20 protein-coding genes are annotated in these 26953 nt (G+C 63.3%); 6 read left to right on the forward strand and 14 right to left on the reverse strand.

Features of this window, described 5'->3' with window-relative positions; translation table 11 throughout:
* The first annotated feature begins 16 nt into the window (after window positions 1–16).
* The 4 genes from HNO82_RS08690 (at window position 17) to HNO82_RS08705 (ending at window position 4329) form a co-directional block, all read left to right on the forward strand.
* Window positions 17–1216 (forward strand): tryptophan--tRNA ligase, encoded by a 1200-nt coding sequence (locus HNO82_RS08690; RefSeq protein WP_008330822.1) that lies wholly within the window; start codon window positions 17–19, stop codon window positions 1214–1216.
* A 187-nt stretch (window positions 1217–1403) separates the two neighbouring features.
* Window positions 1404–2282, forward strand: a complete 879-nt coding sequence (gene dapA / locus HNO82_RS08695; protein WP_008330820.1) for a 4-hydroxy-tetrahydrodipicolinate synthase — start codon at window positions 1404–1406, stop codon at window positions 2280–2282.
* A gap of 61 nt (window positions 2283–2343) precedes the next feature.
* Complete coding sequence (bamC, locus tag HNO82_RS08700) at window positions 2344–3525, forward strand: NlpB/DapX family lipoprotein (protein WP_034350780.1); 1182 nt, start codon at window positions 2344–2346, stop codon at window positions 3523–3525.
* Window positions 3526–3543: 18 nt separating this feature from the next.
* Window positions 3544–4329 (forward strand): MBL fold metallo-hydrolase, encoded by a 786-nt coding sequence (locus HNO82_RS08705; protein WP_175343405.1) that lies wholly within the window; start codon window positions 3544–3546, stop codon window positions 4327–4329.
* 393 nt (window positions 4330–4722) lie between these two features.
* Here the strand turns inward: HNO82_RS08705 and HNO82_RS22235 are convergent, their stop codons facing one another.
* Entirely contained in the window at window positions 4723–4998 is a 276-nt protein-coding gene (locus HNO82_RS22235; RefSeq protein WP_008330814.1) for a hypothetical protein, read from the reverse strand.
* Between the two features lie 322 nt (window positions 4999–5320).
* A complete protein-coding gene (locus HNO82_RS08715; RefSeq protein WP_237713571.1) occupies window positions 5321–6448 on the reverse strand; it encodes a cupin domain-containing protein in 1128 nt (375 codons plus the stop codon).
* A 223-nt stretch (window positions 6449–6671) separates the two neighbouring features.
* Here HNO82_RS08715 and HNO82_RS08720 point away from each other — a divergent pair, with 223 nt between their 5' ends.
* Window positions 6672–7214, forward strand: coding sequence for an FKBP-type peptidyl-prolyl cis-trans isomerase (locus HNO82_RS08720; RefSeq protein WP_008330810.1), 543 nt, complete (start codon window positions 6672–6674; stop codon window positions 7212–7214).
* A gap of 160 nt (window positions 7215–7374) precedes the next feature.
* On the opposite strand, the gene HNO82_RS08725 is transcribed toward HNO82_RS08720, so the two are convergent.
* The 5 genes from HNO82_RS08725 to HNO82_RS08745 all read right to left on the reverse strand — a co-directional run bounded on the left by HNO82_RS08725 (window position 7375) and on the right by HNO82_RS08745 (window position 15857).
* Window positions 7375–8316, reverse strand: coding sequence for a hypothetical protein (locus HNO82_RS08725; protein WP_175343408.1), 942 nt, complete (start codon window positions 8314–8316; stop codon window positions 7375–7377).
* Window positions 8317–8368: 52 nt separating this feature from the next.
* The gene (mutS, locus tag HNO82_RS08730) at window positions 8369–11050 is read right to left on the reverse strand and encodes a DNA mismatch repair protein MutS (RefSeq protein ID WP_175343409.1); all 2682 of its coding nucleotides are present in this window, start codon (window positions 11048–11050) and stop codon (window positions 8369–8371) included.
* 398 nt (window positions 11051–11448) lie between these two features.
* The gene (locus HNO82_RS08735; RefSeq protein ID WP_008330805.1) at window positions 11449–13032 is read right to left on the reverse strand and encodes a DHA2 family efflux MFS transporter permease subunit; all 1584 of its coding nucleotides are present in this window, start codon (window positions 13030–13032) and stop codon (window positions 11449–11451) included.
* Between the two features lie 27 nt (window positions 13033–13059).
* The gene (locus tag HNO82_RS08740) at window positions 13060–14292 is read right to left on the reverse strand and encodes an HlyD family secretion protein (RefSeq protein WP_175343410.1); all 1233 of its coding nucleotides are present in this window, start codon (window positions 14290–14292) and stop codon (window positions 13060–13062) included.
* A 5-nt stretch (window positions 14293–14297) separates the two neighbouring features.
* Window positions 14298–15857 carry an efflux transporter outer membrane subunit gene (locus HNO82_RS08745; RefSeq protein ID WP_283810167.1) on the reverse strand — a complete coding sequence of 520 codons (1560 nt, stop codon included), beginning with the start codon at window positions 15855–15857 and terminating at the stop codon, window positions 14298–14300.
* A gap of 243 nt (window positions 15858–16100) precedes the next feature.
* Here HNO82_RS08745 and HNO82_RS08750 point away from each other — a divergent pair, with 243 nt between their 5' ends.
* Entirely contained in the window at window positions 16101–16703 is a 603-nt protein-coding gene (locus HNO82_RS08750; protein WP_008330781.1) for a TetR/AcrR family transcriptional regulator, read from the forward strand.
* A gap of 6 nt (window positions 16704–16709) precedes the next feature.
* On the opposite strand, the gene HNO82_RS08755 is transcribed toward HNO82_RS08750, so the two are convergent.
* The 7 genes from HNO82_RS08755 to HNO82_RS08785 form a co-directional block, all read right to left on the reverse strand.
* Window positions 16710–17693, reverse strand: coding sequence for a type II TA system antitoxin MqsA family protein (locus HNO82_RS08755; protein WP_175343411.1), 984 nt, complete (start codon window positions 17691–17693; stop codon window positions 16710–16712).
* Between the two features lie 35 nt (window positions 17694–17728).
* Window positions 17729–18124 (reverse strand): hypothetical protein, encoded by a 396-nt coding sequence (locus HNO82_RS08760; protein WP_175343412.1) that lies wholly within the window; start codon window positions 18122–18124, stop codon window positions 17729–17731.
* 220 nt (window positions 18125–18344) lie between these two features.
* Entirely contained in the window at window positions 18345–19643 is a 1299-nt protein-coding gene (gene guaD / locus HNO82_RS08765) for a guanine deaminase (protein ID WP_175343413.1), read from the reverse strand.
* A gap of 188 nt (window positions 19644–19831) precedes the next feature.
* The gene (gene xdhC / locus HNO82_RS08770) at window positions 19832–20920 is read right to left on the reverse strand and encodes a xanthine dehydrogenase accessory protein XdhC (RefSeq protein ID WP_175343414.1); all 1089 of its coding nucleotides are present in this window, start codon (window positions 20918–20920) and stop codon (window positions 19832–19834) included.
* Between the two features lie 19 nt (window positions 20921–20939).
* Window positions 20940–23309 (reverse strand): xanthine dehydrogenase molybdopterin binding subunit, encoded by a 2370-nt coding sequence (gene xdhB / locus HNO82_RS08775; RefSeq protein ID WP_175343415.1) that lies wholly within the window; start codon window positions 23307–23309, stop codon window positions 20940–20942.
* Between the two features lie 31 nt (window positions 23310–23340).
* Window positions 23341–24825 (reverse strand): xanthine dehydrogenase small subunit, encoded by a 1485-nt coding sequence (gene xdhA, locus HNO82_RS08780; protein ID WP_175343416.1) that lies wholly within the window; start codon window positions 24823–24825, stop codon window positions 23341–23343.
* 324 nt (window positions 24826–25149) lie between these two features.
* Complete coding sequence (locus HNO82_RS08785) at window positions 25150–26451, reverse strand: NCS2 family permease (protein WP_175343417.1); 1302 nt, start codon at window positions 26449–26451, stop codon at window positions 25150–25152.
* Window positions 26452–26953: the final 502 nt, after the last annotated feature.

The raw sequence follows: 26953 nt of genomic DNA on the forward strand, positions 1-26953 counted from the left end.
ACCCACGCCAACCGCCATGTATCCTGACCGCGTCGTCTCCGGCATGCGCCCCACGGGCGCGCTGCACCTGGGCCACTATCACGGTGCCCTGAAGAACTGGGTCAAGCTGCAGTCCGAATTGCCCTGCCTGTTCTTCGTGGCCGACTGGCATGCACTGACCACCCATTACGACGATCCCTCCGTGATCGAGACCAGCACCTGGGAAATGGTGATCGACTGGCTCGCCGCCGGGGTCGACCCCGCCCAGGCGACGCTGTTCATCCAGTCGCGCGTGCCCGAGCATGCCGAGCTGCATCTGCTGCTGTCCATGGCCACGCCGCTGGGCTGGCTGGAACGCGTGCCGACCTACAAGGACCAGCAGGAAAAGCTGGCCGACCGCGACCTGGCCACCTATGGCTTCCTGGGGTATCCGCTGCTGCAGGCGGCCGACGTGCTGATTTATCGCGCCAGCCAGGTGCCGGTGGGCGAAGACCAGGTGCCGCACATCGAGATCATGCGCGAGATTGCGCGGCGCTTTAACCACCTCTATGGCAAGGAAAAGGGGTTCGAGGAAAAGGCCCTGGCCGCCACCAAGAAGCTGGGCAGCAAGCGCGCCAAACTGTACCTGGAACTGCGTACCCAATTCCAGGAAAAGGGCGATGATGAAGCCTTGGAGCAGGCCAAGGCCATGCTGGACGATGCCCAGAACCTGTCAATGATCGACCGTGAACGCTTGTTCGGCTACCTCGAGGGCAGCCGCAAGCTCATCCTCACCGAGCCGCAGGCCATGCTCACCGAGGCGTCGCGCCTGCCGGGGCTGGATGGTGCCAAGATGTCCAAGAGCTACGGCAATGCCATCGCTCTGCGGGAAGATGCCGCCTCGGTCACCAGGAAGGTCAAGACCATGCCGACCGATCCGCAGCGCGTGCGCCGCAGCGATCCGGGCGATCCGGATAAATGCCCGGTATGGCAGTTCCACCAGGTGTATTCCAGCGCGGAAGTGAAGGAATGGGCGGCCAAGGGCTGCCGTTCGGCCGGGATCGGTTGCCTGGAGTGCAAGCAGCCGGTGATCGATGCCATCCTGCAGGAGCAGCAACCCATGCTCGAGCGTGCCCAGCCTTACCTGGATGATCCTTCCCTGGTGCGGGCCATCGTCGCCGACGGCTGCGAAAAGGCCCGCAAGCTGGCCCAGGACACCATGCGCGACGTGCGCGAAGCGATGGGACTGGGGTATTGAACCTTGCCGATCGTTATTGATCGGCGGCAAGGCGGGGTCATGATCCCGTCCGGCCCGCAGGGGGGGCGGGCTCTCCGGTTTTTTTTTACGTCCGCTTTCATCTGTAGCAGCCGCAATTTGACCTGATGAGGCGTCTATCCGCTACAATCAGGCCTTTATTCTGACCATCACCTTACATACGCACACCATGATCAAGGGTAGCATTGTTGCAATCGTCACTCCCATGTATCCGGACGGCAGCCTCGACTACGACGGCCTGCGCAAGCTGATCGACTGGCACATCGCCGAGGGAACGGACAGCATCGTCATCGTCGGTACCACTGGCGAATCGCCCACTGTCTCGATGGAAGAGCACTGCGAACTGATCAGGGTCGCGGTCGAGCACACGGCCAAACGCATTCCCATCATCGCCGGCACTGGCGGCAATTCCACTTCCGAAGCCATCGAACTGACCGCCTTCGCCAAGAAGGTCGGTGCCGATGCCTCCCTGCAGGTGGTGCCCTACTACAACCGTCCGACCCAGGAAGGCATGTACCTGCACTTCAAGACCATCGCCGAAGCGGTGGATCTGCCGGTGATCCTGTACAACGTGCCCGGTCGTACGGTTGCCGACATGAGCAACGAGACCATCCTGCGCCTGGCGCAGGTCAAGGGCATCGTGGGCGTCAAGGATGCCACCGGCAACATCGGTCGCGGCACCGACCTGATCCGCCTGGCACCCAAGAGCTTCGCGGTCTATTCGGGTGACGACGCCACCGCCATCGCGCTGATGTTCTACGGCGGCGCCGGCAATATCTCGGTGACCGCCAACGTCGCCCCGCGCGACATGCACGAGCTGTGCGTGGCCGCCATGAGCGGCAACATCGCCCGTGCCGTGGAACTGAACAACAAGCTGCTGCCGCTGCACAACAAGCTCTTCGTCGAGCCCAACCCGGTGCCGGTCAAGTGGGCCATGCAGGAGATGGGTCTGATCCCGTCGGGCATGCGCCTGCCGCTGGCGCCGCTGGGTGAGTCCTTCCACGACACCGTGCGCGCGGCCCTGCGCGAGTCCGGCGTCTTAAACTGATCGGCTTGGCCGCTTTGGCGCAGGTCTCCTGAAATCCGATTCCGCTTTCACTAGTAACGATATGACTAATAGCAAGAACGTTCGTCCGGTCTCCCGCTCCGCGTACACACTCACCCAACGCAGCATCGTCGTCGCACTGGCGCTGGCCGGACTGGCCGGATGCTCGTCGGTCGGCAGCATGCTCGAAGGCGACCGTATCGATTACAAGAGCGCCGAAAAGGCCCGCGGCCCCCGCCTGGAAGTGCCGCCCGACCTGACCCAGCTGCAGCGCGACAACCGCTACGCCATCCCCGAAGCCAACAAGGGCGTGGCTACTGCCTCCGGCTACCAGCTGGAACAGCAGACCAAGCCGACCACCGAGGTGGCCACCGTAGCCCCCGACACCCAGGGCGATGCGGTACGTATCGAACGCGATGGCTCGCAGCGCTGGCTGGTGGTCAAGCAGACCCCGGAACAACTGTGGCCGCAGATCAAGGACTTCTGGCAGGACAACGGTTTCCTGATCAACATCGAATCACCCGAGACCGGCGTGATGGAAACCGACTGGGCCGAGAACCGTGCCAAGATCCCGCAGGATTTCATCCGCAATACGCTGGGCAAGGTGTTTGATTCCCTGTATTCCACCGGTGAGCGCGACAAGTTCCGCACCCGCCTGGAGCGCGGCCCCAACGGCACCACCGAAATCTTCATCAGCCATCGCGGCGCCGAGGAAGTGCTGACCGGGTCGGCCAAGGAGACCTCGGTGTGGACCGCGCGTCCCTCCGATCCAGGTCTGGAAGCTGAATTCCTGTCGCGCCTGATGGTGCGTCTGGGTGTCCAGGAGAGCAAGGCCAAGGCCGCCGTGGCCAGCGCCCCGTCGCTGCAGGCCCGTTCGCATCTGAAGAAGACGGCGGCCGGCAGCAGCGTGCAGGTCGATGAGGGCTTCGACCGCGCATGGCGCCGTGTCGGCCTGGCGCTGGATCGCGTGGGCTTCACCGTGGAAGATCGCGACCGCAGCCAGGGCATCTACTACGTGCGCTACGTGGACCAGGATCAGGATGCCAAGGACAAGAAGGATGAAGGTTTCTTCTCGCGCATCTTCAGTTCCAAGGACAAGGACAAGAAGGCTGCCAAGTACCGCATCGTGGTCAAGGGTGCCGGTTCCGACAGCAGCAACATCGTCGTGCAGAACGGCGAGGGTGGTCCGGATACCTCGGGTATCTCCGACAAGATCCTCGGTTTGCTCAACGAACAGCTGAAGTAAGCAGGACCCGGGGCTCAGATGAAGTTCGCGAGCCTCGGTAGCGGCAGCGAAGGCAATGCGCTGCTGATCTCGGCCGCAGCCGGCGACCAGCGTCCCTCCTCGGGGACCACGGTCATGCTGGACTGCGGCTTTACTTTGCGGGAAGCCGAAAAGCGCATGCTGCGCCTGGGCCTGGATCCCTCCGAGGTCGCGGCCATTGTGGTCACGCATGAACATTCGGACCATGTCAGCGGTGTATTCAAGTTTGCCCGGCGCTATCGCATTCCGGTCTGGTTGAGTTACGGCACCTGGCAGGCCGTGGCCGAGCAGGCCAATGACGTCGACGTGCGGTTCTGCGCCGATGGCCAGAAGATCGCCATCGGTGATCTCGAACTCTCTCCCTACACTGTTCCGCACGATGCCCGCGAGCCCATCCAGTATGTGGCCAGCAATGGTGATCGCCGCCTGGGCGTGCTTACCGATGCCGGTCAGCCGACGGCGCATCTGGTGCAGGCGCTTGGCGCCTGCGATGCACTGCTGCTTGAATGCAATCACGACCGCGAGATGCTGGACCGCTCGCCCTATCCCCCCTTCCTCAAGCGTCGCATCGGCGGCGACTACGGTCACCTGGCCAATGACGCCAGCGCCGAGATCCTGCGACTGCTCGACAAGCGCCGGCTCAAGCGCGTCATCGGCGCCCATCTGAGCCAGCAGAACAACACCCCCGAACTGGCCCGCGCGGCCATCGAGAGCGTACTCGGCAGCACCTTCGGCGAGATCGGCATCGCCTGCCAGGAAGAAGGGTTTTCTTGGTTGGACGTCTGATTGCCAAACGCGAGTGGGTCAGTCCTTTGTCAGGCTGCTTCCTTCTTGTGTGCGGCGCGTCAGAAACAATTTGTTTCTCTTTTTCTTCAGCTTGCAGGGCGCTGTACGCCCTTGCCGGGTCTGTGTCTTTGACGCCGATCACAAATCCGGCCTCAGGAGGCGCTGTCAGCCGATTGTCAGTGGGTTGCAGGGACGCTGGTGCGATGCGTCCCCGGGCTGTTTTGAGGGCTTCTTGCCCGGTCGGACGAGGGCCGGATCCTGTCGACCACGGAGGCGACGTTCTTGAGGCGAAAAAGTGAAGGGAAGGGCGCGATGCCAGCGGTACGTGAGACAAAACGCCGGACGAAAAAAAACCGGTCTTGCGACCGGTTTTTTCCGAAGATAATCCGAAGATTACTTGGCCGGAGCGGCTTCAGCCGGCTTGGCATCAGCGGCCGGAGCGGCAGCGTCAGCAGGCTTGGCAGCGTCAGCGGCCGGAGCGGCAGCGTCAGCAGGCTTGGCAGCGTCAGCAGCCGGAGCAGCAGCGGCAGGAGCTTCAGCAGCGGGAGCAGCGGCAGGTGCCGGAGCTTCAGCAGCGGGAGCAGCAGCAGGTGCCGGAGCTTCTTCCTTCTTGCCGCAAGCAGCCAGAGCAACAGCCAACAACGAAGCGATCAACAGAGTCTTTTTCATGAATATTCCTTCAGTATTTAAAAATTGTGCGATGAATAATTACCGGTAATTATCGCTCTACTAGGAGGCTTTCGCCGCGGGTATGACCTCACGGTCGAGCTTCGGTTCTTGTATCTTTTTACTGCCGAAACAATGCCTGACAACGAAAACTTTCCAGCCCATCATTATAGCTATTTTTTTCCGAAATCACATCGTCGCCACGGGAATTCGTAAGAATTTGTAAGAACTTACATCCCCGGCCCTGCGGCCGCAAAAGCTTGATGCAAGCCACTTCCCGGGATTTCCTAAAGTAATTTCGAGAAGTTGCCACCATAATTTTTAACTAATCTCGAATAATGTCGAGCCAGCCGCTTTCATGCCATTGATGCAGGGCTTCCAGCAAGTCTTCGGAGGCCTGCTCGAAGTCGCTTTTGTCGAGCACACGCGAGTCGGCCAGGCGGGCCAGGATGGCCTTGTCACCGCGGTTGACCTGGAAGGATTCGCCATTGATGAAGACGTGGGAGCCGCGATACAGCATGCGTGTCTTGCGGTGCAAGGCCAGGCCGCGTTTCTTGGCCCCCTGGAAAAAGCGAGCAAAGGACAGTTCCTGGGCCGGTGCCTCGAAGAAGACGCTGGGTTTGGGCTCCGACAGGTGCTCTCCGAGGAAGATGGTGATGTCGTCGTCGGTGAAGCGGATCTTGTTGAGTTCATCCCGGATGCGCGCCACCATGTCCAGCGGCAACTCGGCCGGTCTGGCGCTGGCCTTGAGGTCCGGATCTTCATAGCGGCCGGGCAGGTCGATGGTATCCATCATGAATTCCAGGAAGGATTCGCCCAGTTCTTGATAGGCCGGTGCGCGGAAACCGATCGAATAGGTCATGCACTCGCCCACGGCCACACCGTCGTGGGCATATTGCGGCGGCAGGTAGAGCATGTCGCCCGGCTCCAGCACGAATTCCTGTTCCGGCTGGAAGTGGCTGAGGATTTTCAGGGGCACGCCTTCCTCCAGCGTCAGGTCATCCTGGGCGCTGATGCGCCAGCGGCGCTGGCCGTGGGCCTGCAGCAGGAACACGTCATAGGAATCGAAGTGCGGACCGACGCCACCGCCATCGGTGGCATAGCTGATCATCAAGTCATCCAGGCGCGCATCGGGCAGGAAGCGGAACTGGCGCAGCAGGGCGTCGGCCGCCGGATGATGCAGGTTCACGCCCTGCACCAGCAGGGTCCAGGCTTTCTGCTTCAAGGGCGGCAGCTTGTTGAAGGGGCCGTGCTGCATGTCCCAGCCATCGCTGCGGTGGGTGATGAGGCGCGATTCGACCTCCTCGCGACGGGCCAGGTCGAACAGTTCGCGGCGCGGCAGCGGTGCGGTGAAACCGGGGAGGGCGTTGCGGATCAGGAGCGGCTTCTTGTGCCAGTAGTCACGCAGGAATTGGGCGGGCGTGATGCCGCCGAGCAGATCGAGTTTTTTCATGGTCGCCATTATAGGCGGGCTGGCGCGGCAGCAAGCCATTGGCGGCGACCAAGTTTGATGCAGGTATAATCGCAGGGTCGAGAAACCGTTTTGAAAGAGTCCTTGCCTCGCGGGAATGGCAAGGGGATGGTTCTTAGGCCCCAACCCGGGTGGCAGGTGCCTGGCGCGCATGAACCGCAGCCCTGCCGCTCCCGCACCACTATCGATACAAAGGACCCTTACGATGAAGATCGCCAAGAATACCGTCGTTTCCGTCAACTACAAGCTGTCGGATGCCCAGAACAACCTGATCGAGCAAAGCAGCGAGCCGATGGTCTACCTGCACGGCGGTTACCACAACACCCTGCCCAAGATCGAAGAAGCACTGGATGGCAAGGAAACCGGCTACAGCACCACGATCCAGGTCGAGCCGGAAGATGCCTTCGGCGAATACGATTCCGAGCTGGTCAAGATCGAGCCGGTCGAACGCCTGCCGCAGCCGCTGGAAGTGGGTATGCAGTTCGAAGGTTCGCCCGACGATGACAGCGAGGAATCGGTCATCTTCACCGTCACCGAAGTCGCTGACGGCAAGGCCGTACTGGACGGCAACCATCCGCTGGCCGGCATCGCCCTGCGCTTCGAACTGGCGGTGACCGAAGTGCGTGCCGCCTCCGAGGAAGAAGTGGCCCACGGCCACGTGCATGGCGCCCATGGCCATCATCACCACCACGATGACGAAGAGGAAGGCGATGCCGGCGACCACTTCCGCAGCCAGCCGCTGAACTGATCTTGCATCGCCGCCGAGGGCGTCCCGAAAATCGGTAAATTCCTTCCGGCGATGACTAAAAAACGCCCGCAGATGCGCTCTGCGGGCGTTTTTCTTCATATAAGTCGTTAAAACTCGTTTTCCAGCCGCTTTCCAGCCGTTTTTCACCCGTATTGGCCGCCTAGCGCCGTTCTCCATCCGCATCGGCTACCGCAAACAGTTGCGGCAGGTGCTCATCGACCACTACCTTGAGCCAGCGCTCGCCCACACCCACGCTGCCGAGGTTGCCGCTCCAGAGGATGTGGGCGGCGGCCTTGTTCTTGCCGCCCTGAGCATGTACCACCAGCACCCGGCCCCGGAACTTGCCCGCCAGTTCCGAAAACAGTTTGCGCGTCTCGACAAAGCCGTCGCGCTGGGTCCGGAAAAAGGAGCGCCTGGGCGGCGTCCCGAAGGGATTGCCATCGCTGAAGAAGACGATGGCCGCACTCTTCTTCAGTGCGGCAAAGGCGAAGAGGTGCTGCAGCCAGTTGCGGTTGGCGATGAGACGGTCCTCGAACTCGTTGTTGCGTCCGCCATCGAGCAGGAAATGATTATTGGCCGCCGGCAGGTTGACGGTGGCGAAGAGGACATTGCCGACTTCCCAGCGGGTGTTTTCGGCATAGCTGCGAAATTTGGGCGTGAGCGACTGGCGCAGCATCGGCAGGCGGCTGGCGCCCAGGGAGAATTCGCCAGCGTAGAAGATATCGCGCATGCGCGCCAGGCGCTCGATGGCGTCCGAGCGGTTTTCGCGGTCGCGGCAGGTGATCCAGTCGCTGCCTGCCAGCGAGACGAAGATACCGTTCTGCGCCTGGGCGAGCAGGTCATGCCGTTGGGCATAGAGCGCGTCGTCGCAGCTTTCGGAGGGCGATTTGATGCCATTGACCACCACGAAGGCGAGATTGTCGGCATCCGTCTCGGCCAGCGCCTGGCGCAGCCCGGCGTCGCCCTTGACCCCGGCGCCCGCGTGGTTGATCACGGCAAACGCGAAATCCTGCGCGCCGGCGCGGGCCGCACCGGCAGCCAGCAGGGTGGCTGCCGCCAAGCAGGTGCTCAGCAGGAGGTGACGGAGCGGCTGGATCGGCATGCGGTCTCTGTGCGGGTCAAAGGGTGGCTGGTAGCGGCGGTGGGGGCTGTCCTCATTGCCCCCGGCGCAGGGCCTTGAGCTGGTAGAGCGCATCCAGCGCCTGGCGCGGCGTGAGGGCGTCGGGGTCGATGCCGTCCAGCGACTGCCACAGCGCCTGTGCCAGCGGATCAGGTTCGACCGTGGCTGGCGGCGTGCGTTCATCGTGCGCTTCTTCAGTTTCCACTGTGGTATCCATGAAGGAAGGGGCGCTGAACAGGTCGAACTGCGGCGTCGGCTGCATGGACTGGCTTTCCAGTGCCGAGAGGTGCTTGCGGGCGGCGCGGATGACCGCTGCCGGTACCCCGGCCAGTTGTGCCACCTGCAGGCCGTAGCTCTGCGAAGCCGGGCCGCTCTGCACGGCATGCAGGAAGACGATGCTGTCCTTGTGCTCCACGGCCGAGAGATGCACGTTGGCCGCCGTCGGATGGAGGTCGGGCAACTGCGTCAGTTCGAAATAGTGCGTGGCGAACAGCGTGAAGCTGCGGGTGACGTCGATCAGGTGCCGGGCAATCGCCCAGGCCAGGGCCAGGCCGTCGAAGGTCGAGGTACCGCGTCCGACCTCATCCATGAGTACCAGCGAATGCTCGGTGGCATTGTTGAGGATGGAGGCCGATTCGGTCATCTCCACCATGAAGGTGGAACGCCCCCCGGCCAGGTCATCGGCCGCGCCGATGCGGGTGAAGATGCGGTCGATGGGGCCGATTACTGCGCTGGTGGCGGGCACGAAGCTGCCCACATAGGCCAGCAGCGTGATCAGCGCCACCTGGCGCATGAAGGTCGATTTGCCGCCCATGTTGGGACCGGTGATGAGCAGCAGCTTGCGTTCGGCGGCCAGCTGGCAGTCGTTGGCGATGAAGCGCTCGATCTGGTTTTCTACCACGGGGTGGCGACCTTGCTCGATCTGGATGCAGGGTTCCTCGACCAGTTGCGGTGCGCACCAGTTGTTGCGCACGGCATGGTCGGCCAGGGCCACCAGGGTGTCGAGCTGGGCCAGGGCATGGGCGATGGATTGCAGGCGCACGATATGAACGCCCATGTCATTGAGTAACTGTTCGTAGAGGAATTTCTCGCGTGACAGTGAACGTTCCTGCGCGGAGAGCGCCTTGTCCTCGAAGGCCTTCAGTTCGGGGATGATGTAGCGCTCGGCATTCTTCAGGGTCTGGCGGCGGCGATAGTCTTCCGGCACCTTGTCGGTCTGGCCGTGGGTGACCTCGATGTAGAAGCCATGCACCTTGTTGTATTCCACGCGCAGGTTGGCGATGCCGGTACGTTCGCGCTCGCGCGCTTCCAGTTCCAGCAGGTACTGGCCGGCGTTTTCCGACAGACCGCGCAGTTCGTCGAGTTCGGCGTCATAGCCGCGCGCGATCACGCCGCCGTCGCGCACCATGGCGGCGGGTTCCAGCATGATGGCGCGTTCCAGCAGGTCCAGGCATTCCGCGGGCGTCGCCAGGTCTTCGTGCAACTGGCCCAGCAGCGGGGCTTCGGCGTCACGTGCACACATTTCCACGTAGGCGCGCAGCGACCCCAGTTGCTGCAGACCGCTGCGCAATCCCGCCAGATCGCGCGGACGGGCCGAGAGCAGGGCGATGCGGGTGGTGATGCGTTCGATGTCGGGCACCGCCGCCAGCGTGGCCGACAGGCCCGAGCAGGCATCGGTGCGCATGAGCGCATTGATGGCAGCGTGGCGCGCGCGCGCCACCTGCTGGTCGCGCAGGGCGTGATGCAGCCAGTGGCGCAGCAGGCGCGAACCCATGGCGGTGCGGCAGTGGTCCAGCGTGGAGAACAGCGTGGGCGCCAGCGCATTGGCATCCTGCGAACGGATGGTTTCGGTCAGTTCCAGGTTGCGGCGGGTGGCGGCGTCCAGGCCGATGAATTCATTTTCGGATTCGACGGTGAGCGTGCGCACGTGCTGCAGGCCGCGCCCCTGGGTCGATTGCGCATAGCGCAGCAGGGCTCCCGCGGCGCAGATGGCCGGGCCCAGGCCGTCGGCGCCGAAGCCGTGCAGGGTGGCCACGCCCAGTTGATCGAGCAGGGCCTTCTCGCTGCTGGGCTGGTCGAAATGCCAGTCCGGCACCGTCACGGCACGGTTGGGCAGCAGCGGCTCACACTGCTCCAGCTGGCCATCGGCCACCAGTACTTCGGCGGCCGAGATGCGTTCCAGCTCCTGTTTGACGCGGCCATCGAGCAGGGCGCTATCGACCGTGAATTCCATCATCTTCAACGCACCGCTGGCCATGGACAGCCAGGCCAGGCCGACCTGCATCTGCTTGCGCGACTTGGCCGGCAGCAGCTGCATGGCCAGCAGGCAGCGCTCGGCCTTTTCGGGCAGCAGGTCAGAGTCGGTCAGGGTGCCGGGCGTGACCACCCGCACCACCTTGCGCTCCACCGGGCCCTTGCTGGTGGCCGGGTCACCGATCTGTTCGCAGATCGCCACCGACTCGCCCAGCTTGATCAGGCGCGCCAGGTATTGCTCCACCGAGTGGAAGGGCACACCGGCCATCTTGATCGGGTTGCCGTTGGAGGAGCCGCGCTGGGTGAGCGTCACGCCCATCAGGCGCGACGCCTTTTCGGCATCCTCGAAGAACAGTTCGTAAAAATCGCCCATGCGGTAGAACACCAGCGTGTTGGGGTGGTCCGCTTTGATGCGCAGATACTGCTGCATCATCGGTGTGTGGGCGGCGAGGTCTTTGGTCATGGGTCAGGGGCGATGCGGGCATCGCTTCTTGCAAGTTCGGGAAGCATGGCCGCGCGGGCTGGCCTGGATCTCCGTGGACACCACGGGTTCATCAAGCCACGGCTGGCGGCGGGACGTCATGGCGGCCGCGATGGGGAGGTCGCCATAAATCAAAAATGCGGACCGTGGTCCGCATGCTTGAGCCGGGATTGTACGCGCATTGGGGCGGTGCAGCCAAGGGTTGCGCCCGGCGCGGCCCGGCGCAGGGGCAAAGCCGTGGGTGAATATCCAGAAAGTTCGGCATCCAAGCCCGTCCATCTTCCCGCCCAAATTCCCGCCAAAAAAAACAGGCGGCCACCGAAGTGGCCGCCTGCCCAGTCCGCAGGGGGAGACGGACTGTGGGGGGAGAAGGGCAAGGCTCAGTGCGCCGCTGTCGTATCGGCCACCCGGGTCGGCTTGGGGGCCAGCCACACCGCCAGCGCCGCCAGCGAGAAGGACACCGCGGCCATCATGAAGATGTGGTTGGTGGACAGCATCACGGCCTGGTTCTGCACGGTCTGCGCCAGGGATGCGGTGGCCTGTTCGGCGCTCATGCCGGCAGCCATCATGGTTTTGACCGCATCGCCGCCACGATCGACCAGGCCGGACAGTTCGGCGTGGAAGTAGGTGGCGTCGTTTTCCCAGCTGGTATTGACGATGGAGGTGGCAATCGCCCCGGCCATGGTGCGGCAGAAACTCATGAGGCCGGCGGCCGATGCGGTCTCTTCCTCGTTCACGCTGGAGAGTGCCAGCCCGGTCAGCGGCACGAAGAACAGCGGCAATCCGATACCTTGCAGGAACAATGGCCAGCCGATCTGGAAGAACGACATGTCGGTGGTGTTGAAGGCCCGCAGGAAGGTGATGAAACCCAGCCAGGTCACGCCGATGCAGACCAGCTTGCGCGCATCCACGGTGGTGGACATCTTGGCCACCAGAGGGGCGGTCATCACCGCCAGGATGCCGGTCAGCGCCGAGATGCAGCCGGACCAGGTGGCGGTATAGCCCATGTAGCCCTGCAGCCACAGTGGTGTCAGCACCACCGAACCGAAGAAGGCACCGAAGGCCAGGCAGATGGTGGTCACGCTGGCGGTGAAGCCGCGATGGCGGAACACCCGCAGGTCGACGATGGGATTGTGCTCGGTCAGCTCCCAGATCAGGAAGGCGATGAAGAACACCACAGCGGTCACGGCCAGCAGCACGATTTCGGTGGAGGCGAACCAGTCCTTTTCCTTGCCTTCATCGAGCATCAGTTGCAGTGCCGCCACCCAGACCACCATCAGGATCAGGCCCACGCGATCGATGGGCAGCTTGCTGGTCTTGGTCTCGAAGCGCTTGAGCATGCGCCAGCCGAGATAGCCGCAGATCAGCGCCACCGGCACGTTGATCCAGAAGATGTAGGGCCAGCTGTACTGGTCGCACAGTACCCCTCCCAGGATCGGCCCGGCAATCGGCGCCACCAGCGTGGTCATGGCCCACAGGCCCACGGCGGCCGGCGCTTTTTCCTTGGGGAAGATGCGCAGCAGCAGGGTTTGCGACAGCGGCATCAGCGGGCCACCGGCCAAGCCCTGCATCACGCGGAAGGCGATCAGCATGCCCAGCGAATTGGCCAGGCCGCACAGCGCCGAGAACAGGCCGAACATGACCATCGAGAGGATGAACACGCGCACCGTGCCGAAGCGATTGGCCAGCCAGCCGGTCAGGGGCACCGTGATGGCTTCGGCCACCGCGTAGGAAGTGATGACGTAGGTGCCCTGGCTGGTCGAAGCCCCCAGCGCGCCGGCGATGGTCGAGACCGAGACGTTGGCGATGGTGGTGTCGAGCACCGCGATGAAGTTGGCAGCCGCCAGCAGAATGCCGGCGCCCACCAACTGGCCGCCGGTCAGCGGGGCCTCGAAGAGACCAGGCTGGGCGGCGGGCTTGGGGGCTGGCAGGTCGCCAGCCGTTGCGCTTGGTGTGGATGACATGATGAGTCTTTCCTGGTGGTCGCTCGCTTACAGCGCGGCGGCCTTGGCCTCGGTGCTGGCTGTCTTGGGCTGGACGTCGCCGGCCTTGATCTGGCCGCGCGTATCGATCTCCACTTCCATCGACAGGCCCACCGACAGCGGACGCTGCGCCAGTTCCTTGGGATCGAGCGAGATGCGCACCGGCAGACGCTGCACCACCTTGATCCAGTTACCGGTGGCGTTCTGCGCCGGGATCACCGCAAAGGCCGAACCGGTACCACCGGACAGGCCCGTCACCACACCGTGGTATTGCACCGAACTGCCATAGAGGTCTGCCGTCATGGTCACCGGCTGGCCGATGCGCACCTTGGTCAACTGGCCTTCCTTGAAGTTGGCATCCACGTGCATCTGTTGCAGCGGCACCACCGACAGCAGGCTGGCACCGCTCTGCACGCGCTGGCCGACCTGTACCTGGCGGCGGGCGATGACGCCATCGACCGGGGCGCGCAGCACGGTGCGTTCCAGGTCCAGCCTGGCCTGATCCAGCTTGGCGCGGGCCAGCACCACTTCCGGGTTGTCGGCCACCGTGGTGTTGGCGGTCAGCACGGTGCTGGCCTTTTCTGCGCCCTGGGTGGCCTTGATGTTGGCGCGGGACTGCACTTCAGCCGCTTCGGCCGCCTTCAGATTGGCCTGGGCGGTCAGCAGGGCGGTACGGGCATTGCTCAGTTCTTCGCCGGAGACCGACCCTGACTTGGCCAGCGCTTCGCGGCGCTGCAGGTCGATCTGGGCACGCTGCAGGTCGGCCTGGGCCGACAGCAACTGGGCACTGGCGCGCTTCTGGTCCGCTTCGCGGGCCAGCACCTGGGCCGCCAGGCCGGCATCGTTGGCGAAGTAGCCCTTGACCTTGCGTTCGGTGCGGTCCAGGTCGGCGGCGGCCTGGTCTACGGCCAGCCTGGCGTCGGCATCATCGATGCGCACCAGAACATCCCCTTTCTTGACGGCCTGGGTGTCGACCACGTCGACGGCGGCCACGATGCCGTTGATGGCGGGGGTGACGGTGGCCACTTCGGTGGCGGTGTAGGCATTGTCGGTCTCGACGTAGCGCGAGCCGATCAGGTACCAGTAGGTGCCGTAACCGATGGCGACGATGGCGACCACGCCGCCGAAGATGGAAAAGAGCTTCTTGCGCTTTTGCGCGGCGGCCGCCTTGCTGGCCGCTTCATTGCGCTGACGGGTTTCTTCGGCCAGGGTGTGGGCCGCCTGGGAATCGCTGTGGGACATGATGTTCAACCTTTCGCTTGCTGTTCGGTGTGGGGCGCGGTGGCGCTGTCTTGGCTCTTGCTGTCGTCGGCGGCACGGTAGCCGCCGCCCAGGGCGCGCACCAGCGCGACATCCAGGGTGAACATGCGCGAGCGCAGGTCCGAGAGCTGGCGCAGGTTGCTGATGAGCGTGTCCTGCGCATTGAGTACGTCGAGATAGGTGTTGAGGCCACCGTTGTAGCGGTTGCTGACGATGCGATACGCCTCGTCGGCGGCGTCGGCGGCGGCTTGCACGTCGTGCAGGCGACCGGCCAGGGCCTTCTCGCTCACGCCGACATCGGCCACGTCCTGCAGGGCCTGGGTGACGGCCTGGTCGTAGTTGGCCACGGCTTCGTCATAGCTGGCGCTGGCCGAACGGAACTGTCCGCGCAGACGACCTCCATTGAAGATGGGCAGGGAGATGGCCGGGCCGAAGCTGCCGATGTCCGAGCCGCTGCGGGTGAGCATGTCGATGCCCAGCGACTGGAAACCGAAATAAGCCGACAGGTTCACGTTCGGATAGAAGGCCGCACGCGCCACCTTGATCTGCTTGCCCGCCGCTTCAGCGCGCAGGCGTGCGGCCACGATGTCGGGACGACGGCCCAGCAGTTCCACCGGCAGTTGCTGCGGCAGGCCGAAGGGCTTGGACAGATCGATCTGCGGACGCGCCAGCCGCAGCCCGCGATCCGGACCGGCACCGGCCAGCGCGGCCAGCTTGTTGCGTTGCAGGGCGATGGATTCGTCGGTGGCTTTCAGATCGGCCTGGGCGATGGCGCGGCGGGCTTCCATCTGCTTGACCGAGCCACGGGTTTCCAGACCGTTGTTGAAGCGCTGGTTGAACAGGTCCAGCGTCTCTTCACGCACCTTCAGGGCGGCGACATTGGTATCGCGCTGGGCGTAGAGCTGGGCCAGTTCGGCGTAGGCCGAGGCGATCGAGGTGGCCAGCGTGATGCGCGCCTGAGCGGCGTCGGCACGGCTGGCTTCCAGTTCCGAGGTGGCGGCGGCCAGGGCCGCGCGATTCTTGCCCCAGAAATCGATTTCGTAGCTGAAGTCCAGCGTGGTGCGGGTTTCGTTGTTGTAACCCTTGGGCACGAAATCCGGCGGCACGCCGTTGTTGTAGGACTGCTTCATGCGGTCCAGCGAGGCGTTGCCGCTCACTTGCGGATACAGGGCCGCACCTTGCTGCTGGGCGCTGCCTTCGGCCTTCATCAGGCGCGCCTTGGCCACGGCCATGGAGGGTGCACTTTGCAGGGCTTCATCGATAAGCGCATTCAATTGGGCGTCACCGTAGACCGTCCACCACCGGTCGCTGGGCCAGGCGGCTTGTACGGCGTCAGCGGCCAGGGTCTGGCGGGTCTGGTACTGATCGATGGATTTCGGTTCGGCGCGCGCACCGAGATCGGTGAAGGAGGCGCAGCCGGTCATGAGCGTGGCCGTCAGCACGGCCGCCGAGACCGCCACCGCCCGCCGCCACGGCAGGGTAGGCCGCGCGGATCGCAGCGCCGGATGGGGCGCCCGCTGATCGGGGAGGGATGAGTTCTTGTTCATTTGCGTGGAGAGTGGAGTGAACGACTGAATCAGGAAATCGGATGTTTATTAACTGTACAGTTCAGTATAGTATTCGGTTTTATGAAGTGTCAAGGCACATTGCGAGAAATTGCTCGTCTTTGTGCGGCATTGCCGCAACATGGTTTTTTCTACCGCATTTGAGGGTAATCAGGCGGCTTTCTGCGGCATCGTCGCCTATAATTCGGGATTGGCCGGTTTTCTGGCCGGCATTACAGGACAATCATGCGCAAGAAGAGTGAAGAGCGGCGGCAGCAGATGATCGACATCGCGGCCGAGGTATTCAACGAAATCGGTTTCGAAGGCGCCTCCATGGCGGAAATCTCGGCCCGTATCGGGGGCTCCAAGGCCACGCTGTACAACTATTTCAGCTCCAAGGAAGAAATCTTCGTGGAGGTGATGATCAAGCAGGTGGGTTGCCAGTTTGAAGAGTTGTTCATGGCCTTGCGTAATGAAGACGAAGTACGGGCCGGTTTATTGCGCTTGGCAAATCATTATCTGGGGGTGGTGTTCCGGCCGGAGATCGTGGCGGTCAAGCGGCTGGCGATGTATTACGCGGGCAAGTCGGAACTGGGGCCGCTGCTGTATGAGCGCGGGCCCAAACGCGGCTGGACGCGCATTGCCGATTTCCTGAAGGTCAAAATGGAGGAGGGCAAGCTGCGCTCCTCTGACGCCTGGATCGCCGCCATGCAGTTTCGCGCGCTGATCGAAGCGGAATGGATGGAAGTGCGCATGCTCAACGTGGTCACCGAGATCCCGGCGGATCAGCTGCAGGCGTCGGCCCAGCGGGCGGTGGAGGCTTTTCTTTATCTGTATCAGCCGCGCTGAAAGGATTCAGAAGCTCAGTGCGGCAGCGTGCCGGTAGTCGATCAGGGCGCCCATGGGCGTCTGAGTCCACGCCTGTTCCCGGTGCGAAGTTTCGGAAATGTCACTGGCGCTCATCTTGGCAAAGCGCTTCTTGATGGCCAGCAGCAGGCCCAGTTCGTCCTCATCGAAGTGATTGCGGTCGGCACTGCGCAAGGCCCGCACCTGGGTCCCTTCCATCGCGCCGACCTGGACCTCCGCCTGTTCGATGAGTCCACGCTGCTCCAGCAGGGAAAACAGCAGGCGGAAAGCTGACGGCACCGGTCCGTAGGGCAGGCGTTCATAAGCCAGCCCCGAGAGACTTCTTCCTCGCTGCTGGTAATGCTTGAAATCGCTGTAGAAGAGCAGCTTGTTGAGCTTGGTCACGAAGACACCTTCGCCTTCGCTGAGCAAGAGCACGACTTGTTCGAGCTTGTCCAGCCGAAGGCTCTCGGCAGGGGCGGTACGTGCGGTGCTCACGAAGGCCTTCTCCAGCGCAGCGGCGCCCGCCCGCTTTTCCAGTTCGGCCAGCAGCCGGGTACGCACTTGCGGAGCAAGATCACGCGCACTGCGGACCAGTTCAATGAGGGTGTCCACCGAGCCCATTGCCATGCGCATGGCCTTGTCATGCGCGTCGGACTGCAGCTTGCCGTTTTCGTAGCGGCTCACGGTGGCCACGCCCCAGCCCAGCACCGCAGCCAGCTCGACTTGTGACAGCCCCAGCGACTTGCGCCAGGCGATCAGCCGGTCCGGCTCAACCATTCCATGCCGCGCGCGATACAGCGCGCGCGCCTTGACCAGGCTGTCTTCCATGTCCAGCGTCTGGAAGCTCTCGCCACAGCGGCCGCAGGCGAAATAATCCACCGGTACGTCAAACGTTTCCTTGTTCACGATACGGGCTTCCGTCGTGCTGACAAGATGCACGGTTCCCTCGCCGGCACAGTTGGGGCAAATTTCAAAGGGCTTCAGGTCCATAAAACACTCCATAAAACACTCCATAAAACACTCCATCAAACACTCCATTGCACAGGGGGCTTCTTGAAAGGAAACTGCATTGGTCTTTCAGGCGGGTGAAATGACATGCACGTCGTCCGGCGTCCCTCGCGCGACATTGCCAGACAGAGCTTGATGTACACGCGATGGCCCCGCTCCTGCCCGCCCATGTGCTGCGCTACCGTCTTGCCGAAGTGCCAGACCCAGCCTGTGCCCCAGTCGTTCTGGCCGGGGCCGTAGCTGTAGTCCTCGATGCGGAGCTGCTTGAGCTCGCGCACCACATCCACCATCTCGAAATCGATTTGCGCCATGAATTCCAGTGTCTTGCGCTGACGCGACAAGATGATGTCCCGGGAGGGCAAGGCACCCAAGCGGGTGAGGAAGTGCTGCACCTGCAATCGGGTCGCTGACATGGCGGAAGCTCCAATACTAAATCAATTGATTAGTGTGTTAAGGGAAATAATCAATTGATGTTGCATGTGGGATACGTTGAGGTTTGATGTTCCCTCAGGCTGTCGCCCAGCGGTTTCGAAAAGATGGGATAAACCGCTACAAAATGGGCCGTAAAAAAAAGCCGGACTTGCCTCAACGGCAAGCCCGGCTTCCCCCGCATCGGGGCCGATATGAACGATTTCAGCGCTGATGCACCCGCACCCCCGCCGAATAGGTCGCGGCGATGGCACGGTCATCACCCAAAATGGCCAGTGCGAACAATTGTTCCTCCAGGCTGTCGGTGGTGGCGCTGCGGCGGGCCAGCAAGGGCGTGGCCTGCGGATCCAGCACGATGAAGTCGGCGTCGCAGCCCGGCGTGAAGCTGCCGATGGTGCCTTCCAGTTGAAGCGCGCGGGCACCGCCCAGGGTAGCCAGATAGAACATGCGTTGCGCCGGGAGGTAGGTGCCGCCCATGCGGGCTACCTTGTAGAGCTCGTTCATGGTCTCCAGCATCGAGAAACTGGTGCCGCCGCCGACATCCGTGGCCAGCGACAGTGGCACGCGCGCCGCATCGGCACGGGCGAAGTCGAACAGGCCGCTGCCCAGGAACAGGTTGGACGTCGGGCACAAGGTGGCGGCTGATTGCGTGGCCGCCATGCGGGCACGATCCTGGTCATCCAGCCAGATGCAGTGGGCATACAGCGCGCGCTGGCGCATCAGACCATAGCCGTCATACACGTCCAGGTAGCTGCGGGCATCGGGATAGAGTTCCTTCACCCATTTCACTTCGTCGGTATTTTCGGCCACGTGGGTTTGTATATACGTGTCCGGATATTGCGCGGCCAGTTCGCCCGCCAGCTTCATCTGTTCATGGGTGGAGGTCGGCGCGAAGCGCACCGTGATGGCGTAATGCTGGCGCCCCTTGTTGTGCCAGCGCCCGATCAGCTCCTCACTCTCGCGCACCCCCGACTCGGCCGTATCACGCAGGAAATCCGGCGCATTGCGGTCCATCAGGCATTTACCGGCCACCATGCGCAAGTTGCGTGCATGGCTGGCCGCGAAGAAGGCATCCACCGACTGCGGATGTACCGTGCAATACACGGCGGCACTGGTGGTGCCATTGCGCAGCAGTTCGGTCAGGAAGAAATCGGCCACTTCGGCCGCGTGTTCCGGTTGCTGGAATCGGCGCTCAGCCGGGAAGGTGTAGTTGTCCAACCAGGGCAGCAGGCCCGGCGCGGGCGAGCCGATGATGTCGGTCTGCGGGTAGTGGATGTGGGTATCGATGAAGCCGGGGCAAAGGATCTTGCCGCGCAGGTCTTCGATGGCGGTGCCGGGCGGCAGGGTGGCGGCCAGCGTGGCGTAGTCGCCGGCGGCCTGGATCTTGCCGTCTTGCACCAGCAGCAGGCCATCGCTGTGCCATTGGGTGGCGTGCTCGTCGAGGGCGGGATCGTTGGTGAAATACAGCAGGCTGGCGCGGTAGGCTTGCAGGGATGGGCTCATGGTGTTTCCTCGATGCAGGCGGCGCCGCGCGCACGGGCGCGGGCCGTCGATTCAGTGGTCATCATACTGGAAGGCATGGTCGTGACGATGCTTTCCGTGTTGCGAGAGTGGAATCGAAGGGCAATCCGGTGCGATCAGCCAGGACGTGTCGACAGGATTCCCGGAAGGGGTGACGGCAGGGTGTTCCTTCAGCCTCTGCCGTCCAGAGCGTGTGTGGCCAGACTCAGTGGCCATGCCTTGGATTTGGGGTGGGTAAAGCGCAATTCCCACAGCTGCATCAGTTGCGCCACCACGGCAATGGCGATGCTGGCGGGTTCCTTGCCATAGATGCCGGGAATGCCGATGGGGCAGGTGATGCGTTCCAGCTGCGCCGCCGAGTAACCGCGCTCAGCGAGGCGATGCTCGAACTGCTTGCGCTTGGTGATGGACCCGATCAGCCCGAACCACGCCGCATCGTCACGCTTGAGAATGCGTTCGCTCAATTGCTGGTCGAGGGCGTGGCTGTGGGTCATCACGAGATAATACGCGCCGGGTTCGGCCATGTCGACCGCAGCATTGGGCACATCGGTAGCCTCGATGCGGATCTGCGGCGGCAGATCGGGCGGGAACATGTCTTCACGCTCATCGACCCACAGCACCCGGCAGGGCAGGTTGGACAAGACCTTGACGATGGCCGCGCCGACGTGGCCGGCACCGAACAGCAGCACCTGCGGTTGATATGCCCGGCACAGGTCGAGCAGCCAGCGGCGGCCCTGTGCGTCGCGTACCAGTTGCGTCTGCCGCGCGTGGCGCAAGGCCTCGCGCGGCAAGCCGAGTTCGGGGCCATCAGGCGGGCAGGGCTCGCCATCGTTATCCATCAGTTGCAGCGGCCCGTCCTGATCCAGCGGCAGTGCGCGCCACAGGTCGCTGCCTTCGGACCACGCCTGTTCCAGCGCCTGCCACGTGTGCAGTGATATGGCATCGGCCTCGATGCGCTCAAAGCAGAGCAACACCACGCCCCCGCAACATTGGCCCAGACTGGGCCCGAGGGCGATGCGTTCGAGCCGGCGGCGGTTGGTCAGCGGGGCGGCGTCGGCCTGCAACATGGCGCGGGCAATCTGCGTCGCGCGCCATTCGAGGTGGCCGCCGCCGATGGTGTCGAACTGGCCCCCGGCGGTATAGAGCATGCGCGCTCCGGGCTCGCGCGGCGTCGAGCCCTGGATCTGTGCCACCGTCACCAGCACCGCCGGGACGCTGTCCTGCTGCATGCGACGCAATGCGCTCAGCCATGTGGTCATGATGTTTCTCCGCCGCGTATTACTGGGTAAGCGTGGCCGCGCGCACGGCATCGACCGCGTCGAGGATGGCTTCACTGGTGGCCGGTGCGCGCAGCGGGGGATTGACACGATGCGCGCCCACCGCCGACACCGCATCGCGGATTGCCAGGAACACCGAGAACGGCAGCAGCAGCGGCGGTTCCCCCACGGCCTTGGAGCGGTGGATGGTATCGGAGACATTGCTGTTGGCATAGAGCTCGGTACGGAAGGCTTCCGGACAATCCGAGATGGCCGGAATCTTGTAGGTCGAGGGGGCATGCGTCATCAGCTTGCCGTCCTTGTTCCACCACAGTTCCTCGGTGGTCAGCCAGCCCATGCCCTGGATGAAGCCGCCTTCGACCTGGCCGATGTCCAGCGCTGGGTTCAGGCTCTCGCCGGCGTCATACAGCAGGTCGGCCTGCAACAGTTTCCATTCACCGGTGAGGGTATCGATCACCACTTCGGATACCGCCGCCGCATAGGCGAAATAGAAGAAGGGATGACCGTGCATGCGCTTGGCATCCCAATGCACCTTGGGCGTGGAATAGAAACCGTCGGACCACAATTGCACGCGTTGCAGATAAGCCTTCATCACCAGTTCGACGAAGGGCAGTGATTGCTCGCCTGCCAGCACCAGTCCATCGGCAAAGCGTACCGATGCTGCCTCCACGCCGAAATGCCGCGCGGCCACCTCGGCCAGGCGTGCACGGATCTGCAGGGCCGCATCCTGCGCCGCCTTGCCGTTGAGGTCGCTGCCGGTGGAGGCGGCTGTGGCCGAGGTGTTGGCGATCTTGCTGGTATCGGTGGCGGTGCAGCGCACCTGTTCCAGCGGCACGCCCAGGGCATGGGCGACCACCTGCGCCACCTTGGTGTTCAGACCTTGCCCCATCTCGGTGCCACCGTGATTGACCAGCACCGAGCCATCGGTATAGACGTGCACCAGCGAGCCGGCCTGGTTCAGGTGCGGCACGTTGAAGGAAATGCCGAACTTCACCGGCGTCAGAGCCAGGCCCTTCTTGAGCACCGTGCTGGCGGCATTGAACTCGGCGACCGCGCGGCGACGTTCCTGATAGCGGCTGGTGCGTTCGAGCTGGTCGACCAGACCGTGGATGATGTTGTCTTCCACCTTCTGCCCGTAATGGGTGACGTTGCGCGCCTCCGGTCCTTCGGCCTCGCTGGGGCCATAGAAATTGTTGCGGCGGATCTCCAGCGGATCACGGCCGAGGTTGCGCGCAATCTCGTCGAGGATGTATTCGATGGCCAAGGCACCCTGCGGTCCGCCGAAGCCACGGAAGGCGGTATTGGATTGGGTGTTGGTCTTGCCGCACATGGCGTGGATTTCCACGTCCGAAAGATAGTAGGCATTGTCGAAGTGGCAGACCGCGCGTGTGGCCACCGGGCCGGACAGATCGGCCGAGAAACCGGCGCGCGAGATCATGTCGATTTTTGCCGCGACGATGCGGCCATCGTCGTCATAACCGATCTCATAGTCATAGGCAAAGCAGTGACGCTTGCCAGTGACCATCATGTCGTCATCGCGGTCGGCGCGCAGCTTGACCGGGCGCCGCAGTTTCGCTGCCGCCACCGCCGCGGCGCAGGCCCACAGGGCCGATTGCGATTCCTTGCCGCCGAAGCCGCCGCCCATGCGCCGACATTCCACCAGCACGTCATGCGAGGCCAGTTTCAGGACCGTGGCGATGTGATGCTGCATTTCGCTGGGGTGCTGGGTCGAGCAATAGACGTGCATGCCGCGTCCCTCCCTGGGGATGGCATAGGAAATCTGTCCTTCCAGATAGAACTGCTCCTGGCCGCCCACGTCGAACTGGCCGCGCAGCTTGTGCGGCGCCAGCGCCAGAGCCACAGCCGGTTCGCCGCGCGTCAGGTGCATCGGCGGGAGCACGTAGGATTGCGCAGCGTGCGCCTCACGCGGGGTCAGGATCGGCGGCAGTTCTTCGTAGTCGATCACTGCCAGGCGTGCGGCGCGGCGGGCCTGGTCATGGCTGTCGGCGACCACGATGAAGACTGGCTGGCCCACGTATTGCACCAGGCCATCGGCCAGCACCGGGTCATCGTGGATGATGGCGCCGCATTCGTTCTCGCCGGGAATATCGTTGGCGGTGAGGACGGCGCGCACACCAGGCGCGGCCCTGACCTGCTCCAGATCGATCGCGCGCACCCGGGCATGGGCCTTTTGCGACAGCCCCAGCGCCGCATGCAGCGTGCCTTGCAGCTCGACGATGTCGTCGGTATAGGTGGCTTCGCCGGTCACGTGCAGCATCGCCGATTCATGCGGATGCGGCTTGCCCACGGTGGCCCAGTCCCTGGGCGGCTGCACCAGGGTGTTGAGGAATTGTTCGGTTTGCTTGTTCATGCGGTTCTCCTGCTGGTTCGGTCCAAGGGCTTCACGCGGCGCTGACCGCGAAGGCGCGCACATCCTGACGCGCCAGCGGCGCCTCGGTGCGGGTTTCCAGCCAATAGCGATAGAGCAGGTTCTGCGCCGTGCGCAAGCGATAGGCCGAGGTGGCCCGCATGTCCGACAGGGGCGCATAGTCCTGTGCAAGTGCAGCCATCGCTGCCTGCACTTGCGCTTCGCTCCAGGCAGCGCCTTGCAGCAGCGCTTCAGCCTGCGCGGCCCGCTTGGGGGTGGCGGCCATGCCGCCGAAGGCGATGCGCGCCTCGGTGATGGTGTCGCCGTCCATGCGCAGCGCGAAGGCGGCACAGACCGCAGAGATGTCCTGGTCGAAGCGTTTGGAGAGTTTGTAAACCCGGAAGCGCAGGTCCTTGCGCGGCAGCGGGATGCGTACGGCCTGCACCACTTCATCGGATTGCAGGGCCGACTTCTGGTAAGCCAGGTAGAAATCTTCGAGCGGCATGACACGTTGGCCACGCACGCTGGCCAGCACGATCTGCGTGCCCAGTGCGATCAGCCAGGGCATGGAGTCGCCGATGGGCGAACCATTGGCGACGTTGCCGCCCAGCGTGCCGGCATTGCGCACGGGCAGGGAGGCGAAGCGCTGCCACAGTTCCGACAGCTCTTGCGGATAATGGCGCGCGGCTTCGGCGTAAGCCTCTTCCAGCGAGACGCCGGCGCCGATCTCCAGCATGCCGTCCTGCACCTGCATGGCGCGTAGTTCTTCCACGCGGCCGATGTAGACGATATCGCCCAGCTCGCGCATCTGTTTGGTCACCCACAGGCCCACGTCGGTGGAGCCGGCCAGGATACGGGCCTTGGGCAGGTCGGCACGCAGCTGCACCAGTTGTGCGAGGGTGCGCGGTGCATGGAAGGTCTGGCCTGCATGCGTGACGGCCAGCGGCGTGTCCTGGTCGATGGCGCGCAGGGCCGACTTGACGGCCTCGCGGTCGAACTCGACCTTGGGCAGTTCGCCCATGCGGCGTGCCGCATCGATGATGGGGCGATAGCCGGTACAGCGGCACAGGTTGCCGGAGAGGGCATCGTCGATCTCGCGCTTGCCGGGCGTGATGCCATCCTTGTCGTGCTTGAGGTACAGGCCCCACAGCGACATCACGAAGCCCGGCGTGCAGAAGCCGCATTGCGAGCCATGGCATTCCACCATGGCCTGCTGCACCGGATGCAGGCAGCCATCGGCTTGCTTCAGGTCTTCCACGGTGAACAGGGCGCGGCCGTCCAGCGTGGGCAGGAATTGAATGCAGGCATTGACCGTCTTCAGTTCCAGCCGGTCATCGCGCAATTCGCCCACGACCACGGTACAGGCACCGCAATCGCCTTCGGCGCAGCCTTCCTTGGTGCCGGTGCAATGCAGGTCCTCGCGCAGATGCTGCAGAACGGTGCGGGTCGTGGGTTGGCCTGCTACTTCGTGGGTCTGGCCGCGAAAGTAGAACTGGATGGGGCGGGTAGTCTCTGGCATTTGGCTTTACTCGAAATGGATTGTCTACAAAACAGACTGCTTTATGGCGCGCTCCAGGGCGTATCGTGGGGCGTGCTTCTTGTTGTTGGATCTGCTTTCAGGCGGCCTGTCCGCTTGGGGCGGGGCCGGCCTGTGGTGTCTCCCGTGGCCGGATGGCATTCAAGAAACGTGCCGGGGTCGTCAAAAGAGGAAACGGATTGTCCGCGCACGATTGTTGCGGATGATTGTCGGGTTCCCTCTTGTCACGATCCCGAAGAGGCAGCCCCTGTCGTGCCGGGCTGCCTCCTCGATTTTTTCAATTTACTTCATGTTCCCGGGCAGGGCTCACTCACCGCCGAGGTAGATGATCTTGAACAGGAAGATCGCGGCGATGATCCAGATTACCACTGAAACATCCTTCATACGACCCGTGAGCAGCTTCAGTCCGGCATAGCTGATGAAGCCCAGCGCCAGGCCGTTGGCAATGGAGTAGGTGAAGGGCATCACCAGGGCGGTGATGACGGCCGGCACGCATTCGGTGGTGTCTTCCCAGTCGATGTGGACCAGTTCGCGCAGCATCAGGCAGGCCACGAAGAAGAGCGCCGGTGCGGTGGCATAAGCCGGGACCACACCGGCCAGCGGGGCGATGAACAGGCACAGCAGGAACAGCACGGCGATGGCGACGGCGGTGAGGCCGGTGCGGCCACCGGCCTGTACGCCAGCGGCGCTTTCGATGTAGGCGGTGGTGGAGGAAGTGCCCAGCAGGGAGCCGGCGACAATGGCGGTGCTGTCGGCCATGAGGGCCTTGTTCAGACGCTCCATCTTGCCTTCCTTCATGAGCCCGGCGCGAGTGGCCACGCCCATCAGGGTGCCGGTGGCGTCGAACAGTTCCACCAGGAAGAACACCAGCACGACATTCAACAGGCCCATGGAGATGGCGCCCTTGATGTCCAGTTGCAGGAAGGTCGGGGCCACCGAGGGCGGGGCGGCGAAGATGCCGGAGAAGTGGTTGCCGCCGAAGAGGAAGGACAGCACCGTGACCAGCAGGATGCCGATCAGCAGCGCGCCGCGTACCTTCAGGCGGTCCAGCGCCACGATCACCAGGAAGCCAATGATGGCCATCACCGGGGCCGGCTGGTGCAGGTCGCCGAGGGTGACGAAGGTGGCGGGGTTGGCCGCGACGATGCCGGCACTCTTGAGGGAGATGATGGCCAGGAAGAGTCCGATGCCGGCCGGAATGGCCGTGCGCAGCGAGGCCGGGATGCTCTTGATGATCAGCTCGCGTACCCGCAGTACGCTCACCAGCAGGAACAAGCAACCCGAGATCAGCACCGCGCCCAGCGCAGCCTGCCACGGGAAGCCCATGCCCTTGACCACAGCATAGGCAAAGTAGGCGTTCAGACCCATGCCGGGGGCCAGGCCAATGGGGTAGTTGGCATACAGGCCCATGATGAGCGTGCCGACAGCCGCCGCCACGCAGGTGGCCACAAAGACCGAGTCCTTGGGCATGCCGGCATCGCCCAGAATGCTGGGGTTGACGAAGATGATGTAGGCCATCGTCAGGAAAGTGGTCAGGCCGGCCAGTAGCTCCGTGCGTACGGTGGTGCCGTTTTCTTCCAGGCGGAAGAACTTGTTCAAGGCGTTCATTGTGGGTTGTCTCCGTTTGGTCCGTTTTTATTCGCCGGAAAACTTGTCTGACGCTGTCCATCCTCTTGTGCGGGCTGGTCAGGCTGGGTCAGGCAAAAAATGGGCGTTGCTGGTGGGGGTGCTTTTCGCATTGTTCTGGCAGCGTTGCTAATGTCGTTCAATTTCATGGGAGGGATGTAAGGGCTATGACATAGCCATTATTAACCTGGAGTTATAAGTGGATTCGTCGACGAAAATCGGAGGTGAGACTGAGGATTGTTGCCGATGATTGGTGATGCGCAGGTATGGAATCTTGTGTCGCTCAGGCGAGATTTTGCCAGTTTTATTCGGCTGGGGTTTTTTTGGGGGTTGTTTTTGTTGCTTATCAGAAATTGTTTGCTTGTTTTCTTGGGTAGTCTGCACGGAATGTCTTCCTGCGCTCTAGCTTAATTATTTTCTCTCTCCGGGCGGAACGGAGCGCCGGGGGCGGCCCGGCAGCCGCTCACTTTTCTTGTCTCGCCAA

This window comes from Herbaspirillum sp. C9C3 (assembly GCF_013359625.1).
GTDB lineage: Bacteria > Pseudomonadota > Gammaproteobacteria > Burkholderiales > Burkholderiaceae_D > Herbaspirillum.